At 64.5% G+C, this 15297-nt stretch carries 16 protein-coding genes; 6 read left to right on the plus strand and 10 right to left on the minus strand.

From position 1 onward, the window contains the following. The first annotated feature begins 8 nt into the window (after window positions 1-8). A complete protein-coding gene (locus tag IEX32_RS00200) occupies window positions 9-416 on the plus strand; it encodes a TadE/TadG family type IV pilus assembly protein (protein WP_229735749.1) in 408 nt (135 codons plus the stop codon). After that, entirely contained in the window at window positions 413-862 is a 450-nt protein-coding gene (locus IEX32_RS00205; RefSeq protein ID WP_188767051.1) for a TadE/TadG family type IV pilus assembly protein, read from the plus strand. The genes IEX32_RS00200 and IEX32_RS00205 overlap by 4 nt, the downstream gene beginning before the upstream one ends. Window positions 863-904: 42 nt before the next feature. Here the strand turns inward: IEX32_RS00205 and IEX32_RS00210 are convergent, their stop codons facing one another. The 8 genes from IEX32_RS00210 to IEX32_RS00245 form a co-directional block, all read right to left on the minus strand. After that, the gene (locus tag IEX32_RS00210) at window positions 905-2335 is read right to left on the minus strand and encodes a pyruvate dehydrogenase complex E1 component subunit beta (RefSeq protein ID WP_188767053.1); all 1431 of its coding nucleotides are present in this window, start codon (window positions 2333-2335) and stop codon (window positions 905-907) included. After that, window positions 2335-3420 carry a pyruvate dehydrogenase (acetyl-transferring) E1 component subunit alpha gene (gene pdhA, locus IEX32_RS00215; RefSeq protein WP_188767056.1) on the minus strand — a complete coding sequence of 362 codons (1086 nt, stop codon included), beginning with the start codon at window positions 3418-3420 and terminating at the stop codon, window positions 2335-2337. Before pdhA ends, IEX32_RS00210 begins: the two co-directional genes overlap by 1 nt. A gap of 127 nt (window positions 3421-3547) precedes the next feature. Continuing rightward, a complete protein-coding gene (locus tag IEX32_RS00220) occupies window positions 3548-3859 on the minus strand; it encodes an FtsB family cell division protein (RefSeq protein ID WP_188767057.1) in 312 nt (103 codons plus the stop codon). A 79-nt stretch (window positions 3860-3938) separates the two neighbouring features. Continuing rightward, window positions 3939-5486, minus strand: coding sequence for an efflux transporter outer membrane subunit (locus IEX32_RS00225; RefSeq protein ID WP_188767059.1), 1548 nt, complete (start codon window positions 5484-5486; stop codon window positions 3939-3941). Window positions 5487-5502: 16 nt separating this feature from the next. After that, window positions 5503-6612, minus strand: coding sequence for an ABC transporter permease (locus tag IEX32_RS00230; protein ID WP_188767061.1), 1110 nt, complete (start codon window positions 6610-6612; stop codon window positions 5503-5505). Between the two features lie 4 nt (window positions 6613-6616). Further along, window positions 6617-7744: an ABC transporter permease gene (locus IEX32_RS00235; protein WP_188767063.1), complete on the minus strand. Its 1128-nt coding sequence runs from the start codon at window positions 7742-7744 to the stop codon at window positions 6617-6619. Further along, window positions 7741-9522, minus strand: coding sequence for an ATP-binding cassette domain-containing protein (locus IEX32_RS00240; RefSeq protein WP_188767065.1), 1782 nt, complete (start codon window positions 9520-9522; stop codon window positions 7741-7743). The genes IEX32_RS00235 and IEX32_RS00240 overlap by 4 nt, the downstream gene beginning before the upstream one ends. After that, window positions 9519-10520 carry an HlyD family secretion protein gene (locus IEX32_RS00245; protein ID WP_188767067.1) on the minus strand — a complete coding sequence of 334 codons (1002 nt, stop codon included), beginning with the start codon at window positions 10518-10520 and terminating at the stop codon, window positions 9519-9521. Before IEX32_RS00245 ends, IEX32_RS00240 begins: the two co-directional genes overlap by 4 nt. A 389-nt stretch (window positions 10521-10909) precedes the next feature. On the opposite strand from IEX32_RS00245, the gene IEX32_RS00250 reads away from it, so the two are divergent. The 4 genes from IEX32_RS00250 to IEX32_RS20530 are packed head-to-tail and all read left to right on the plus strand — an operon-like array spanning window position 10910 to window position 13993. Beyond that, a complete protein-coding gene (locus IEX32_RS00250; protein WP_268236697.1) occupies window positions 10910-12259 on the plus strand; it encodes a pilus assembly protein TadG-related protein in 1350 nt (449 codons plus the stop codon). Continuing rightward, window positions 12244-12792, plus strand: coding sequence for a hypothetical protein (locus tag IEX32_RS00255; protein WP_188767071.1), 549 nt, complete (start codon window positions 12244-12246; stop codon window positions 12790-12792). Before IEX32_RS00250 ends, IEX32_RS00255 begins: the two co-directional genes overlap by 16 nt. Window positions 12793-12811: 19 nt before the next feature. Beyond that, window positions 12812-13192: a TadE/TadG family type IV pilus assembly protein gene (locus IEX32_RS00260; RefSeq protein WP_188767073.1), complete on the plus strand. Its 381-nt coding sequence runs from the start codon at window positions 12812-12814 to the stop codon at window positions 13190-13192. An 18-nt stretch (window positions 13193-13210) separates the two neighbouring features. After that, window positions 13211-13993, plus strand: a complete 783-nt coding sequence (locus tag IEX32_RS20530) for a M23 family metallopeptidase (RefSeq protein ID WP_229735750.1) — start codon at window positions 13211-13213, stop codon at window positions 13991-13993. Window position 13994: 1 nt separating this feature from the next. On the opposite strand, the gene IEX32_RS00270 is transcribed toward IEX32_RS20530, so the two are convergent. Continuing rightward, window positions 13995-14456, minus strand: coding sequence for an A24 family peptidase (locus IEX32_RS00270; protein ID WP_188767075.1), 462 nt, complete (start codon window positions 14454-14456; stop codon window positions 13995-13997). 7 nt (window positions 14457-14463) lie between these two features. Next, entirely contained in the window at window positions 14464-15297 is an 834-nt protein-coding gene (locus IEX32_RS00275; protein WP_188767077.1) for a tetratricopeptide repeat protein, read from the minus strand.

A 15297-nucleotide genomic window follows, 5' to 3' on the forward strand; every position in this document is an offset into this window, starting at 1 on the left:
ATGGCACGATGGCCATCGAAACGGCTCTCGTCGCGCCCCTGCTCGCCTTGATGGCGCTCGGAACCTTTGAGGTCGGCATGCTGGTATCGCGACAGCAGGAATTGCAGAGTTCGGCCAGTGAAGCCGAGGGCATCGTCCTGGCCGCTGCCGGCGGCACCGGAACCCCCTCCGACAAGATCAAGCAAGTACTCCAGGATTCACTGGGACTCAGCGCCGAGCAAGTCACGCTGGAACAACGATTCCGCTGCAACGCCACCAGCACCCTGACAACCGACGCATCGACCTGCGATAGCGATCAGCCAATCTATCAGTATGTGCGGCTAACCGTGACCGACACCTACACACCGATCTGGACGGAATTCGGAGTAGGGTCGCCAATCACCTACAACGTCGAACGTACGATTCAGGTGCAATGATGCGCTTGCTACGCCAAAGCCGGCCCGCGACATTCATAGCCGACAAACGCGGTGGCGTGCTGGTGGAATTCGCCCTGCTTGCCCCGATCTTCATCACGCTGCTCGTCGGCGTCGTCCAGATCGGCCTGCACATCCAGAATTCGAACGCCGTTCGCAATCTGGCCTCCGATGGCGCGCGATTTGCCGTCATCGAGTACCAACGCGGCCAGCAAAGCCCGACCGAGATCATCGAAACCTGGATTCGCTCACGTGGGGTCGGTGGCAGGTACAATCTCAATACCGACCGGCTGGGTGTCACTGTCACGACGCAGACCAGCCGCATCCCCGATACGATCGAAATGAACATTCAGATCACTTACGATGCGCCGGATTTCCTCGCCTTCGTCGACGGGGATATCCTGCAGCTCAAGTATGAACGGCCCGTATTCCTGCTGAAACCTGCATAGCGGACGCCCGCGTTGCTGCGGGCGATCCTCTATGCAGCCATCTCAGCCCCGATAGCACACCTTTTTCACGGCCTCGACAATGCGCGCCGCGTCGATCAGCGACGCCTTCTCGAGGTTGGCGGCGTAAGGCAGCGGCACATCCTCGTTGCAGACGCGCACGACCGGGGCGTCGAGATTGTCGAAGCCCTCTTCCATGCAGATCGCGGAAATTTCCGAGGCAATCGAGCAGACCGGGAAGCCCTCCTCGGCGACGACGATACGGTTCGTCCTGGCCAGACTGTCGAGCACGGTCTGCTTGTCGAGCGGGCGTAGCGTGCGCAAGTCGATGACTTCGGCATCAATGCCCTCGCCCGCCAGGGTTTCCGCGGCTTCGAGTGCAAGACCGACACCGATCGAGTAGGACACGATGGTCACATCGCTGCCCTCGCGCACGATCCGCGCCTTGCCGATCGGCAGGACATGATCGTCAAGTTCGGGCAGTTCGAACGAACGGCCATAGACCAGCTCGTTCTCCAGGAACACCACAGGGTCCTCGCTGCGGATCGCGGCCTTGAGCAGGCCCTTCGCGTCCGACGCGTCGTAGGGCGCGATGACCACCAGCCCCGGCACGTTGGCGTACCACGGTCCGTAATTCTGCGAATGCTGCGCGCCCACGCGCGCGGCTGCGCCATTCGGTCCGCGAAACACGACCGGGCAGCGCATCTGGCCGCCGGACATATAATTGGTCTTCGCCGCCGAGTTGATGATGTGGTCGATCGCCTGCATGGCGAAGTTGAACGTCATGAACTCGATGATGGGCCTGAGACCGCCCATGGCGGCGCCGGTGCCGATGCCGGCAAAGCCATATTCGGTGATCGGCGTGTCGATGACGCGCTTCGGTCCGAACTCGTCGAGCAGGCCTTGCGTCACCTTGTAGGCACCCTGATACTCGGCGACTTCCTCGCCCATCACGAAAACGCGCTCGTCGCGGCGCATTTCCTCGGCCATGGCATCGCGCAGTGCCTCGCGCACGGTCGCCGTCTTCATGTTGGTGCCGGCGGGGATTACGGGGTCCTTGCGGGGCTGGACCTCACTCTCGAGCTGCGCGGAGCCGCCTTCTGATTTCGCGGCCTTGGCTTGCGAATCACCGGCTTCCTCAGCCTTCTCGGCCTTCTCGGCCTTCTCCGGTGCTTCGGTCTTCTCCGGTGCTTCGGTCTTCTTGGCGGGCGCCTCGACAGCCGACGCGTCTTCGTCCTCGCCGGCGATCAGCGCGATCACCGTCCCGACCTTCACGCCTTCGGTGCCTTCGGGCACAACGATCCTGCCGACCGTGCCTTCATCGACCGCTTCGAATTCCATCGTCGCCTTGTCGGTTTCGATCTCGGCAAGGATGTCGCCCGAGGAAACCTCGTCGCCTTCCTTGACCAGCCATTTGGAAAGTTTGCCCTCTTCCATGGTCGGCGAGAGCGCGGGCATCTTCAGTTCGATCGCCATCAGTAGCGCTCCACCAGAACGTCGGTATAGAGTTCGGACATGTCGGGCTCGGGCGAATTCTCGGCGAAGTCGGCCGCTTCGGACACCTTTGCGCGAACGCGCTTGTCGAGATTCTTGAGGGCGGCTTCATCGACGCCCAATTCCATGAGTTCGGCCTTGGCATGCTCGATCGGATCGCGCTTTTCGCGCACGCCCTGAACTTCCTCGCGGCTGCGGTACTTGGCCGGGTCCGACATCGAGTGGCCGCGATAGCGGTAGGTATTGAGCTCCATGAGGACCGGCCCGTTGCCGCCGCGCACATGCTCGAGCGCGATTTCCGCAGCCTTGCGGACCTCGAGCACGTCCATGCCGTCAACCTGCATACCGGGAATGCGGAAGGCCGTGCCACGGCGGTAGAAATGCGTCTCGGCGGACGAGCGGTTGACCGCCGTACCCATGGCGTACTGGTTGTTCTCGATCACGAAGATGATCGGCAACTTCCACAAGGAGGCCATGTTGAAGCTCTCGTAGACCTGCCCCTGGTTCGCCGCACCATCACCGAAGTAGGCCATGGCGACGCCGCCGTCCTCGCGATACTTGTGCGCGAAGGCAAGGCCCGCGCCGAGCGAAACCTGGGCGCCGACGATGCCGTGACCGCCGTAGAAGCGATGCTCCACGCTGAACATGTGCATCGAACCGCCCTTGCCCTTGGAGATCCCCGAATGGCGTCCGGTCAGTTCGGCCATGATGACCTTCGGGTCGATGCCGTAAGCCAGCATATGCCCGTGGTCGCGGTAGCCGGTAATGACCGAGTCCCGATTGCCGTCGAGCGCGGACTGCAACCCGACCGCGACGGCTTCCTGCCCGATGTAGAGGTGGCAAAAACCGCCAATCAGCCCGAGGCCGTAAAGCTGACCGGCCTTCTCCTCGAACCGCCGGATGAGCAACATCTGCTCGTACAGCTTGAGCAGTTCTTCCTTGCTCGCCTTGTAGCGGCGGTCCGCCGCGTGGGTCTGCTGGAGACTGTGGAGGACGAACTCGTCGTCTGCTGCGGGCGACCCGGCAGATTCTCCTCCGGGTCGGGCGTCAGTTTTTACCTTAGGCAATGAGGCTCCCCATCGTTCACGCGATCATCGCGGGGGGATATAGGCAGGTGCGACGGAAATCGGAAGCGCCGTTATCGTGAATTTGCGCTGGCGTGAACATAAATTGTCGCCTGCCGGGACGCAGCGGTCAGGGAACGAGCATCACCATCTCGTCCGGGCGGGCGACATTCAGGTTGCCGCGCAGCAGCTCGCCAGCCAGATCAGGATCGACATTCTGCGGATTGAGAAGGTCGACGCGGTTCCTGATCCGCTCCCTCTCCAGCCTGAGCTCCGCCAACTTCGCTTCGCGCTGTTCGAGCAGTCGCTGGTTCTCGCCCCAGGCGACAAGACCACTCGGCCCCGCGATGACCCAGGCGCCCATCAGCAAGAGCACGGCGAGCGCAAGGCCCTGCACGAACCGCTCTTTTGCTATGTTTGGCTCCGGCCGCATGGTCCTCATGGAATCGATAGAATCACAAGTGATTCCGCGTTGCAAGACTATTCGATAGACCCGGCCTGCGAGCAGGCACAGTATCCGGCTAATCGAGCCGGCGCGTCGTCGCGTCGATTGATGTTGATAACTCGCGCCTCGTGCCCTCTGCGGGCGTATTGCCGATCGCCTTGTTCACGGCAGCGTAGCTGGTGCGCAGGCGCCCTTCGTTCTGCGCCAGATCGCGCTCGGCCTGGAGTACGGTGCGCCGTGCATCGATCACCCCCAGATAGTTGATGGCACCGCCGCGATAACTCGCCTCGGCGAGACCGAAGGCCCGGCGCGTGGTTTCGATGCGGGCAAGCAGCCTGGCATGCTGTAGGTGTTCGGACGCGAAGCGATTGAGCGCGTCGTCGATCTCCTGCCACGAGCGCAGGACCGTGGCCTGAAATTCCACGGCCGCCTCGCGTTGTTCCAGCTTGCGCAGTTGCACCACGCTCCGCCTTCTCCCGCCGTCGAACAGCGGCAGATCAAGGCTCGGCCCGATCGACCAGGTCCGGCTTGCCCAGTCGAACAGGTTCTCACTGCGATAGGATTCAAGGGCGATGCCCCCGCCAAGACGAATGCTCGGGTAGAGATCGGCCACGGCCACGCCGATTCCCGCAGTGGCGGCATGAAGACGCGCCTCGGCGGCGCGCACGTCGGGCCGGCGCAAGGCCGCTTCTGAGGGAAGCCCCAACGACAGGTCCGGCGGAAGCGCGCCGCTACTGTCCGCGACCGGCTTCAGAGTCTCCCTCAGGCTCCCGGGCCGCTCCCCCAGCAGGAACGAAATGGCGTTTATCTGCTCGGCCTCGCGCGTGAGCAAGACGGGAAGCTGCGCCTCGACCGCATCCAGCGCGGCGCGTTCGCTCTCCAGTTCCCGGTGGTTTTCGATGCCGCCCTCGACCCGGGCGGCTACGAGCGAGACGCGCTCGCGCAGCAAGGCGCTCTCCTCCCGCATCAGCGCCGCTTGCCGCTGCGTGGCGCGCAGCTCGAAATAGGTCTGCGCCACTTCGCCGGCAACGCTGAGCCGCGCCAGGTCGAGCAAGGCCCCCTGCGCGGCAATGCCGGCGTCCGCGGCCTCCAGCGAGCGCCGGACCTTGCCCCACAGATCGAGTTCCCAAGAGGCGTCGAAACCGCCGCGATAGAGCGTGAACGGCTGCGACAGCAACCTGGCAAGCGCGTCCCGATCCCGCCCGATCGCCTCGAACAGCCGCGTACCGGCGCCATATTCGCTCTGCCGCTGGCGACTGACATCGGCATTGGCCGCGACGTGCGGAAGGCTCGCCGCGGCTTCGGCCGATCGCTGCACGCGAGCCCGCGCGAAATGGAGCGCGGCGGTCTCGATGTCGGGGCTTGCGGCAAGCGCCTTGCCGACCAGCCCGTCGAGGACGGGATCGTCGAAAACCTTCCACCAGTCGGCGGGGATCGATTCTTCCGATGCCCCATGCGCGACAAGGACGGGATCGCCACTGCGCCACGTCGTCCAGTCGTCCGGCGCGGCAGTGGCGGGGCGCACATAGTCGGGGCCCATCGTGCACCCGCCAAGCAGCAGCGATCCGATGGTCGCAAGGCCGGTGAAAATGCGCGGGTTCGGTGAACTTGATGGTCGCGTCATGTCGGGCATCCCGAGATCAGGCAAGACGGTGGCGAAACAGCCACGCGGCGAGCGGCAAGGTAACGCCTCCTACCACCAGCATGGGAATGAAATCCGGCGCGACATCCGCAAGCCCCGCGCCTTCGAGATAGACCCGGCGAACCAGGTCTATCGCGAAGCGAAGCGGGTTCAGGTACGTCACGAGCTGGAGAACCTCAGGCATGTTACGCACCGGCGTCAGCAGCCCCGAAAGCAGGGTGAGCGGCAGGATGATGAGGAACGAATAGAGCATCGCCTGTTGCATGTTGCGCGCCATGGCCGACAGCGACATGCCGATCCCCACGGCCGCGCCGGTAAAGCCGAGCAGGCCGAGGTAGAGCAGCCAGAGCGAACCGCTCATCGGCACCCCGAACCAGAAGCGCACGATCAGCAGCACGATCGTTGACTGCACCAGCCCCACGCCGATCGCAGGCAGCGCCTTGCCGACGAGTATCTGCATGGGCGGCGGCGTCACCAGAAGCTGGTCGAACGTCCCCTGCTCCCGCTCACGCGCGACGGAAAGGGCGGCCAGCAGCAGCGTCTGTATCATGCTCAGGGTCGCGATCATCGCCGGCATGATCTGCCAGCGCGATTCCAGATTCGGGTTGAACCATGCCCTTCGCACGACGGTGATCGGCGGCGCGCTGCCGACGGAACGGTTGTAACGCTCCGCGACGGCAGCGAGATAGCCCGCTGCAGATGCCGCAGTCGATGAATTGCGCCCGTCGAGAATGACCTGGATCTGCGCGTCAGCGCCGCGCGCAAGGCGCTCGTCGAAGTCGGCGGGGATAGTGATGGCGACCAGCACCTGGCGGGAATCGATGACGCGGGCGATCTGGTTCTCCGAGGTCAGCGTGGCTTCGCGTTCGAACACGCCCGTCCCGTCAAGCCTCGTCACGAACTCGCGCGCCGCCGCGCCGCGGCTCTGGTCGAGAAGAGCATACGGTACGTTTTGCAGGTCGAACGTGGCGGCATATCCGAACAGCATCGACTGGATGAGCGCCGGACCGAGCAGGATCAGCCGGTTCGCCGGATCCTTCAGCAGCGCGGAAATTTCCTTGCGGCAAAGGAAGGCGATCTGAACGAGATAGGCGATGGCCCGCTGCATCGGTTCAATCCAGCCGCTTGCGCAGCGTGCGACGCGTCGCGAACAGCAGGATCACGCCGTATGCCCCAAGGATGCCGCAGTTGCGCAGGACCATGATCCAGTCCGTGCCGGCAAGGAACAGCGACTTGATCATGCCCATGAAGTGCGTCGCCGGAAGCGCCTGTGCCACCACCCGTACAACCACCGGCACGTTACGAAGGTCGAAGACGAAGCCGGACAGCATCAGGGCGGGCATGAAGCTGAGCAGCAGCGCCAGCTGGCTGGCCGCGAACTGGTTTCGCGTGACACCCGAGATAAAGAGCCCCAGCAGAAGCGACACCGCGAGGTACAGCAGCGATGCGACGACGATCGCCAGCAGCGATCCACGGATCGGCACCTCGAACAGATAGCGCGCCGCCAGCAGGCACATCACGAGATCGATGATCCCCACGATCATGTAGGGCACGAGCTTGGCGAGTACGAGTTCGAGCGGCCTGACCGGTGTCACGAACAGCGCCTCCAGCGTCCCGCGCTCCCACTCGCGCGCGATCAGCAGCGAAGTGAGGAAGGCGCCTACCAGGGTCATGATCAGCGCGATCAGTCCCGGCACGAGGTACCATGTGCTGTACCCTGCCTCGTTGAACCACGTACGCTGCGACAGTTCGACCCTGCCGCCTCCCCGCATTTCCGGGCTGCGGTCCATGCGGCGCTGCATGGCGCTGGAGATGGCGCCGCCGACATAGCTTTCCATGGTCGTGGCGGTGGTCGAATCGAGGCCGTTGAGGATAAGCTGGACACGGGCGTCGCCGGCGGCCACGCGGCGGGTGAAATCGACCGGCACGCGGACGATCGCCTCGACCCTGCCGGCGCGCAGCATTTCCTCGGCCTCGATCATGGTGGCGGCGTGGACGGGCACGAGATACTCGGAGCCCCCGATCCCCGATACCGCCTCGCGCGCGATGGCGGAGTTGTCGTCCATCACCAGCGCGACCGGCGCATTCCTGACATCGAAGGAAAGACCATAACCGAACAGCAGGATCAGCGCGATCGGCAGCAGCAGCCCGACCATGAGGTTGCTGCGATCGCGCAGCATCTGACGCGTCTCCTTGCGCGTGAGCGCGGCGAGACGCGTATGGAACGGCGACCTGCTCACGCCGCCGCCCTGTCGTCGTTACCGTTTGCGCGGGCCTGCTCGACGATAGAGATGAAGGCGCGGTTCATGTCCGCCTCTTCCCCATCCCCCGCCCTTTCGCGAACCTCCCTCGGCGTGCCCAGCGCCAGCAGGCGGCCGGCGTCCTGGATGGCAATACGGTCGCAGTATTCGGCCTCTTCCATGAAGTGGGTGGTTACGACGACCGTCACCCCCGCCTGCGAAAGCGCGGTAATCGCCCGCCAGAAGGCGCGGCGTGCGAGCGGGTCGATGCCGCTGGTCGGCTCGTCCAGGAACAGGATGTCCGGCTCGTGGATCAGGCCCGCCGCCATGGCGAGGCGCTGCTTGTACCCCAGAGGCAGCAGGCCGCTGGTGGCCGAAGGATCGAGGCCGAAGCGCTCCAGCGTTTCCCCGACGCGCCGCTTCAGCGTCCTGCCGCGCAGGCCGTACGCGCCGGCGAAGAACTCGAGATTCTCCCGCACCGATAGGTTCGAATAGAGCGAGAATCTCTGCGCGACATAGCCGATCCTCGCGCGCGCGGCCGCGCGAGCCGTCCGCAAGTTCACGCCGGCAACGTCCAACTCTCCACTGGTCGCGGGAAGCAGGCCGCACAGCATGCGGAACGTGGTCGTCTTGCCCGCGCCGTTCGGGCCAAGCAGGCCGAAAATCTCTCCGCGCCTGACGTCGAACGAGGTATTGGCGACCGCGGTGAAGTCACCGAACTTGCGCACCAGTTCGCGCACGCGGATGACGGTATCTCCGCCATCCCGCGCGTGTCTCGGCAACGAACCGTCGTCCACGGCCAGCGCGGGTGAACCGGCATCGCTTCCGGCGCCGGCGACATGTTCGCGCAGCAGCAGCATGAACGCGTCTTCCAGCTCTGCCGGCTGTTCGCGCATGATCGCGTCGTGCAGCAGGTCGCCAAGATCCGCATCGCCGCTTTCGGGGCTGCGGATGAAGCGCACCGCACCGCCGCGCGGCACGGCATCGGCGATCCTCTCCCGCGCGTCGATCAGACGGGCCTGAAGCTCGCGGGCATGCATGCCCTCGCGCGGCTCGGCCACGTATGTCAGCCCCTCGGCCCGACCGCGAAGTTCGCGCGGCGTCCCTTGTGCCAGCAGCCTGCCCTGGTTCAGCACGAAGACCTGCTCGCACCGTTCGGCCTCGTCCATGTAGGCAGTGCTGACCACGACGCTGAGCCCCTCCTCTTCGATGAGCTGCGCAAGAATCCGCCACAGATCGCGCCGCGAGAGAGGGTCCACGCCGACGCTCGGCTCGTCGAGCAGGAGCAGGTCGGGAACCCGTACCAGCGTGCAGGCAAGGCCCAGCTTCTGTTTCATGCCGCCCGAAAGGTTGCCCGCCGGACGCCGCGTAAAACGCTCAAGGCCGGTCATCCGCAACAGCCGCGAAAACCGCCGCGCGCGGTCCTCGGGCGTGACGCCGTGCAGGTCGGCATAGAGATCGAGGTTCTCCTGAACGGAAAGATCCTCGTAGAGGCCGAAACGCTGCGGCATATAGCTGATGCGGCTCTGCACTTCCTGTGGATCGCGGCGCACGTCGACCCCCAGAACCCGCAGCGAGCCGACATCGGGGGTGAGCAGCCCTGCCATCATCCGCATCAATGTCGTCTTGCCCGCGCCGTCCGGGCCGACGAACGCCGTGAGCGTGCCCGGGGGGATCGAGAACGAAACATCGTCGATCGCATCTAGGGCCGAACCGTCGGCCGCCTCGAACGCCTTTCGCAATCCTTCGCTGACGATGGACGCGAAAGACCCGGTCACTTCGCCGGTTCCGTGTCGATCGTGACCGTAACCGGCTGGCCCAGCCTGAGGCGGCCCGCCTTGTCGTCGACGATAATGCGCACCTCATACACAAGGCTGGTGCGCAGCTGCTCGGACTCAACCGATTTCGGCGTGAACTCGGCGACCGACGAGATGTAGCCGACTTTGCCGGGAACCGGCTGGTCGGGGTGACTGTCGGTCGTCACCCTTGCGGCAAGCCCCGGCCGGACAAGGCCGAGATCGGCTTCGTCGACGTAGGCACGCACCCATTTGGGGCTGGTCAGCGCCAGCTCGTAGACGGGCTTCTGCGGAGACCCCATGTCTCCCGGTTCCAGAAGACGCGAGCGGACGACGGCGTCGGCGGGCGCGCGCAACTCTCCCTGCGACACCTGATGTTCGAACAGCGCAAGCCGGGCCTGCGACGCCTCGAGCTGGGCTGCGGCCGAGGCGATGTCCTCCGCGCGCGGGCCGCGCTCGGCCAAACGCAGCGCCTCGCGCTGTTCGCTCGCCCGCGCGGCGGCTACCCTGGCGGCGCTGGCTGCACGATCGAGTTCCTGCCGGCTGACGCCCTTGCCCTCGGTCTTGTCCGCAATGGCCCGCATCCGCGAGAGATCGGCGGCGGCGCGGGAAGCCTCCGACTGCGCCGCCTCCAGCCTGTCGCGCGCCTGGCGGATTTCCTCGTGCCGCGCACCGCGCCGCAGGCGCAGCAAGTGCTGCCGGTTTGCCGCGACCTCGGCCTTTGCCTGCTCCGCCTGGAGCGACAGGGCCGCCGTGTCGAGCTTGGCAAGAACCTCGCCCCGGCGGACGGCATCGCCTTCCTCCGCCGCCATTTCCACGACACGCCCGTTGCCGTCGAAGGCAAGCGCGACCTGGCGGATATCGACATTGCCGTGAAGGACGAGTTCGCCTTCCTCTTCGCCCGTCCTTCCCTGCCACAGCCAGATCGCGAACGCGGCGACCACGACGAGGCCGATGATGGCTGCGGCAATCTTTTTCATGCAGAGATCCGGTCAGGTACGATTCGGGACAATTGCGATCCCGCGAACATAGGGTAAATCCAACGCTAGCGTACTCGCAAGGATTCCAGCGGGATTTTCCCAACGTGATCCGTTACTTGTCTCCGACTTTTCCGCCCGGAAAGGCACGCAATGCGGCAACCTCGCAAGGCTCCACCCGGCAGAATATCGGACGAATATACCTCTAAAGCAGTACTTTCTTTTCGCGCGTTCTGTATCAGGCTGACACATCGAAGCATTAAGCCGGCCCGCAATATCCTGACAGTCGTTGACTTTTACAATGATAAGGTGTGATAGTTAACTTACCTTGAAACTTTAACCTATTGCTCCACAATCCAAACATTTGGCGGGGGCGGCGAATGTTTACTGCAATGTTCACTCATGGCTTGGCCGGCAGGTTAGTGAAGTGCTCCAGGGGCGCGGTGAGCCCCATGGTAGCCCTCATGCTCGTGCCGATTTTGGGTACCACTGCGCTCGCGGTGGACGCGGGCTATTGGTACTACGTCCAGCGCTCCATGCAGAACGCCGCCGACTCCGCAGCGATCGCCGCCGCCTCCACGGGCGACGACGACTATGTCCAGCTGGCGAAAGGCACGACCGCCAGCTACGGCTTCGTCGACGGTGAGAACAACATCACCGTGGGAGCCTCACGCGTAACCTGTCCTTCAGGCACGGGCACCTGCACGCAAGTCGCGATCAGCTACATTTCGCCGCTGTTCTTTTCGCCGATCGTCCAGTTCACCGGGGACTCGAATGGCGGGACCGGCCAAGGGGTGGCCGCGCTGGCCGTGGCGGGGGACTCGAATGGGGGAGCCTCGCACGAGTTCTGCATCGTAGCCTTGTCCAGCACACCCGGCGATGGAATCCTTGCCAACGGCGTCCCGCACGCGAACCTGAACGGCTGCGACATATTTTCCAACAGCGCCATTCAATGCACCGGGCACAATCTGAACGCTGGTTCCGCTATCGCGGTCGGAACCAGCGATGTTTGCGGAGTGGAACAGATAGAGGGTGCGGAGCCGCTGGAGGATCCCTACGAAGATCGCGGCGATAACATTCCGGCTGACCCGTGTGGCGGGACGCCCGCCAATTATCCGCAGGCGTTTGCATCGGGGAACACATCCGATACTCTCTCTCCAACCAACAAGATCGCAGGATCATACGGCTGGGCTGGCAACAAGATATTCTGCGGGGATGTCGTACTTACGGGCGATGTGAATATCAGCAATGTTACGCTCGTAATCATGAACGGTCGACTGATTACCAACAGCCACAAGCTCACGGCAAATAGCTCTACGCTCGTTTTCTCCGGAGACAACAATCCCCTTTATCATCATTATCCGACGGACCACGTCAACAGTAACAAGAACGTAGGCGGCAGCACCATCGAAGTTGCTGCGCCGACGTCAGGCGATTGGTCCGGAGTTGCGATCTATCAGGATCCGAGCTTGACCACCAATGTGGACGTCCAGGAGTCGGGAAACACGCCCGCCTACAACCTGTCGGGCCTGTTCTACGCCCCTAATGCTGATGTCGCATTCTGGGGTGTCGTTAACAAGGCGGGGACTGGCTACAATTGCTTTGTCCTCGTAGCCGGCACAGTGGACATCCGAGGCACGGGCCAGATTTACGCGAATGCCACTGATCAATGTGATGACGCTGGCCTTGACGTCCCGACCGACGGCACCGGAGCGGGAGGCCCGAAATGGCTCGTGAAGTGAGGGGCCGCAACGCCGGGATTTTCCGCTTGCTGCGCGACCGCAGCGGCGCCGTCGCGGCCGAGACCGCGCTTGTATCGGGGTTTCTCGCGCTGCTCATCGTGCAGGTGCTGGACTTCGGGTGGTTCGTCTATTGCTCGGTTCAGGTGAGGATGGCGGCGCAGGCGGCGGTCGCTCGCGCGGCCACCGCGTGCAGCGAAGACACCCTGCTACCCGCCACCGTCAATTGCGGCGCGGACCTCAAGGCCAAGATGGAAGCCGCGGCGAACGAAGTGTCGATCGGTGGCACGATCACGATCTCCGAGCCCGACGAGGGTTATTTCTGTCACGATCCGGGCGACAACAACGCGCTCGTAGAGGTGGGCGACCTGAGCACCAAGCCGGCGGATTGCACGCCCTACAGCGCGACGGCAATCCCGGCGGATTTCGTCTACGTGACGGCCACTTACACGTTCAATCCCATTTTTCCCGGCGTCTCGGCCATTTCCTACATGGGCGGCGCGATGACGGCGGACGGATGGATGAGAGTGGGATAGGCCAAGGGGGGCCAGGGGGATGAAGCGCATACGTCAATTCGCGGGGAACGAAGCAGGCAGTTCGGCCGCCGAGTTCGCCCTTGTCCTGCCGCTGGTCCTGATCCTTGTCTTCGGCGCGCTCGCTTCCGGCGTGATGATGTACACGGTGGTAAAGCTGCAGCATGCGACCGAAACCTCGGCAAGGTGCCTGTCGGCGCAGCGATCCGATTGCTCACTGGCGGACATCACGCCGTTTGCGACGGGTTACTACACCGGCCCCGCGCTCAACGGCCTCGCGTTTGCCGCAGCGCAGGACACGTGCGGATACAGGGTTACGGCGAGCGGCAACTTCGACTTCTTCATGGGTTCGGGAATGCTCTCGACGCCGGTGAACACCAGCGCATGCTATCCGGGCTTCTGACATGATCGGAGGCAGACCATGAGCCGGGATCCGTCAGCTCTCGTAAGGGGCGGCCTGACGGCGCTGGCAGCGAGCGCGGCATGCGTGCTCTGGGCAGGGTCCGCCCATGCCGGCGAGAATGCCGAGGGCAGGCTGGCCATCGCCAACATCCCGGCGGCGGCGGATTGCGCCCTTTCGCCAAGCGCAGATCGACAGGGCTGCGCCCAGCCTTCCGCCCTTTCTGAACCGGCGCCCGTTCCGCACGCCACCATCACCATCGGGCGCGCAGTCGATCTTTCGGGGCAGAAGCCGGTGCGATACCTGGCCTCCGCCTCGCTCGATGAAAGCCGGGCCTATATCATGTCCTCGACCGGCCGGCTGAGAGACACCGTGCGTCTGCTCTCGCCGCCGCCGAGCGTCGGCGCGGGCGATGCGCCCAAAGGCATGCCGCTGCGATCGAGCCGCCTGACGAGCCGGTTCGGAATGCGCCATCACCCGCTGCTCGGCGAGTACCGACTGCACGCCGGCATAGACCTGGGTGCCGCGATGGGCGAACCGGTCCACGCGACATCGGGGGGCACCGTCTCGGCAGCTGGCTGGCAGGGCGGATACGGCATTGCCGTCAGGATCGACCACGGCAAGGGGATCGAAACACGCTACGCCCACCTCTCGCGCCTGAACGTCCGGCCCGGCCAGGCCATAAAGCCCGGCGACGTGATCGGCTTTGTCGGGTCCACGGGCCGGTCCACCGGCCCTCACCTTCACTACGAGGTCAGGCGCAACGGCCAGCCCATCGATCCCTCAACCACGCTCGGAAAATGAGTCAGGCCAGGGCCACTATCACGGCGCCCGTTGCTATAGCGATGCCATAGGGGAGCTTGTCGAAGTTGTTTTCCGACTTCGCGCGGACCGGCTTGCGCATGATGCGCCGGATCGTGAACCATGCCACGAACAGCACAAGCCCCGAGATCGATACCGCGAGAAGCAGTCTCGGCGCGTCGGGCCAGGCGAACCAGGCAGCGCAGGCGGCGTAGAACTTGGCGTCCCCGCCCCCGACCATGCCGAACCGGAAGAGCACCATGCCGATCACCAGCGCGGCGGCCGAATGCAGCGCGTGACTGCCGAGTTCGGCAACGCCCCCCGTGACAACGGCAACGATCAGCCCGGCCGCAACTGTCAGGAGACAGAGCCAGTTGGAGATGCGGCGCTCGAACGCGTCCGACCACCCGGCATAGAGGCAGGCGGGCAGCAGCAGCGCCAGTTCCGTCCAGAAAACCGTCGTCATCGGCGGACTACTTCACTGCCGCCGGCCTGGCGGTCGGGAAATCGATCCGCACCAGCGGCTTGAACTCCTCGAGATCGGCGCTCGCCGTCTTGGCGGGAGCCTCTTCCTCAGGTTTCGTCGCCGCCGGAGCGTCCTTGCCCTTGGGCCGGTTCAGAAACTCGATCCGCACCGCTGGCTTGAAGTTGTCGATCTTGCTGCCGCGCGCGCCCACGACGGGCAAGGCTCCGCCGCGAACGTCACTGCCCGGCGCCGCCGACCGGATCATGACCTCGCCGCGCGATATGCGCGTGATCGAGCTTTGTGATCCGGACCGAGCGGCACTGCGGACATTCCTCGCGTCCAGTTGCTCCGCCGACGCCGGTTTCGCGGCAGCCTGAAGATCATGGGCATCGACCAGCGTGCGCGCCGCCACCTGCGCCGCAAAATCGGTCTCGTGGCGCTCCGCCAACAAGGCCGAGCGCATCAGCCGCGTCATGTTCCCCTGATACTTCGTGTTTTCGGGCTCCACCGCCATAGCCTGGGCGAAGAAGCGATGGGCCTGTTCGAACTGGCCAAGCCGCGCATAGGCCACGCCCATGCCGTTCGCGGCGGCGCCGATTTCCCCGCCGGCGGCAAGCGCCCGCTGGAACTCTTCGATTGCCTGCCCGGTCCTTCCGGCGGCAAGATGCGCGCGGCCTGCCGCAACGGCCCCCGCCGCATCCTGGACGTCCGCCGTCCTGACCTGCACGTCAGCGCCCGGTCCGTGCCGCAGTCCCAGCAATTCGAGCGCCCGACCGCAGCCGCCAAGCGACGTTGCCATGAGCACGATGCAAATCAGCCGTACACTTGTCTTGCCAACCAT

It is taken from the genome of Novosphingobium endophyticum (assembly GCF_014640675.1).
GTDB classification, from domain to species: Bacteria; Pseudomonadota; Alphaproteobacteria; order Sphingomonadales; family Sphingomonadaceae; genus Novosphingobium; species Novosphingobium endophyticum.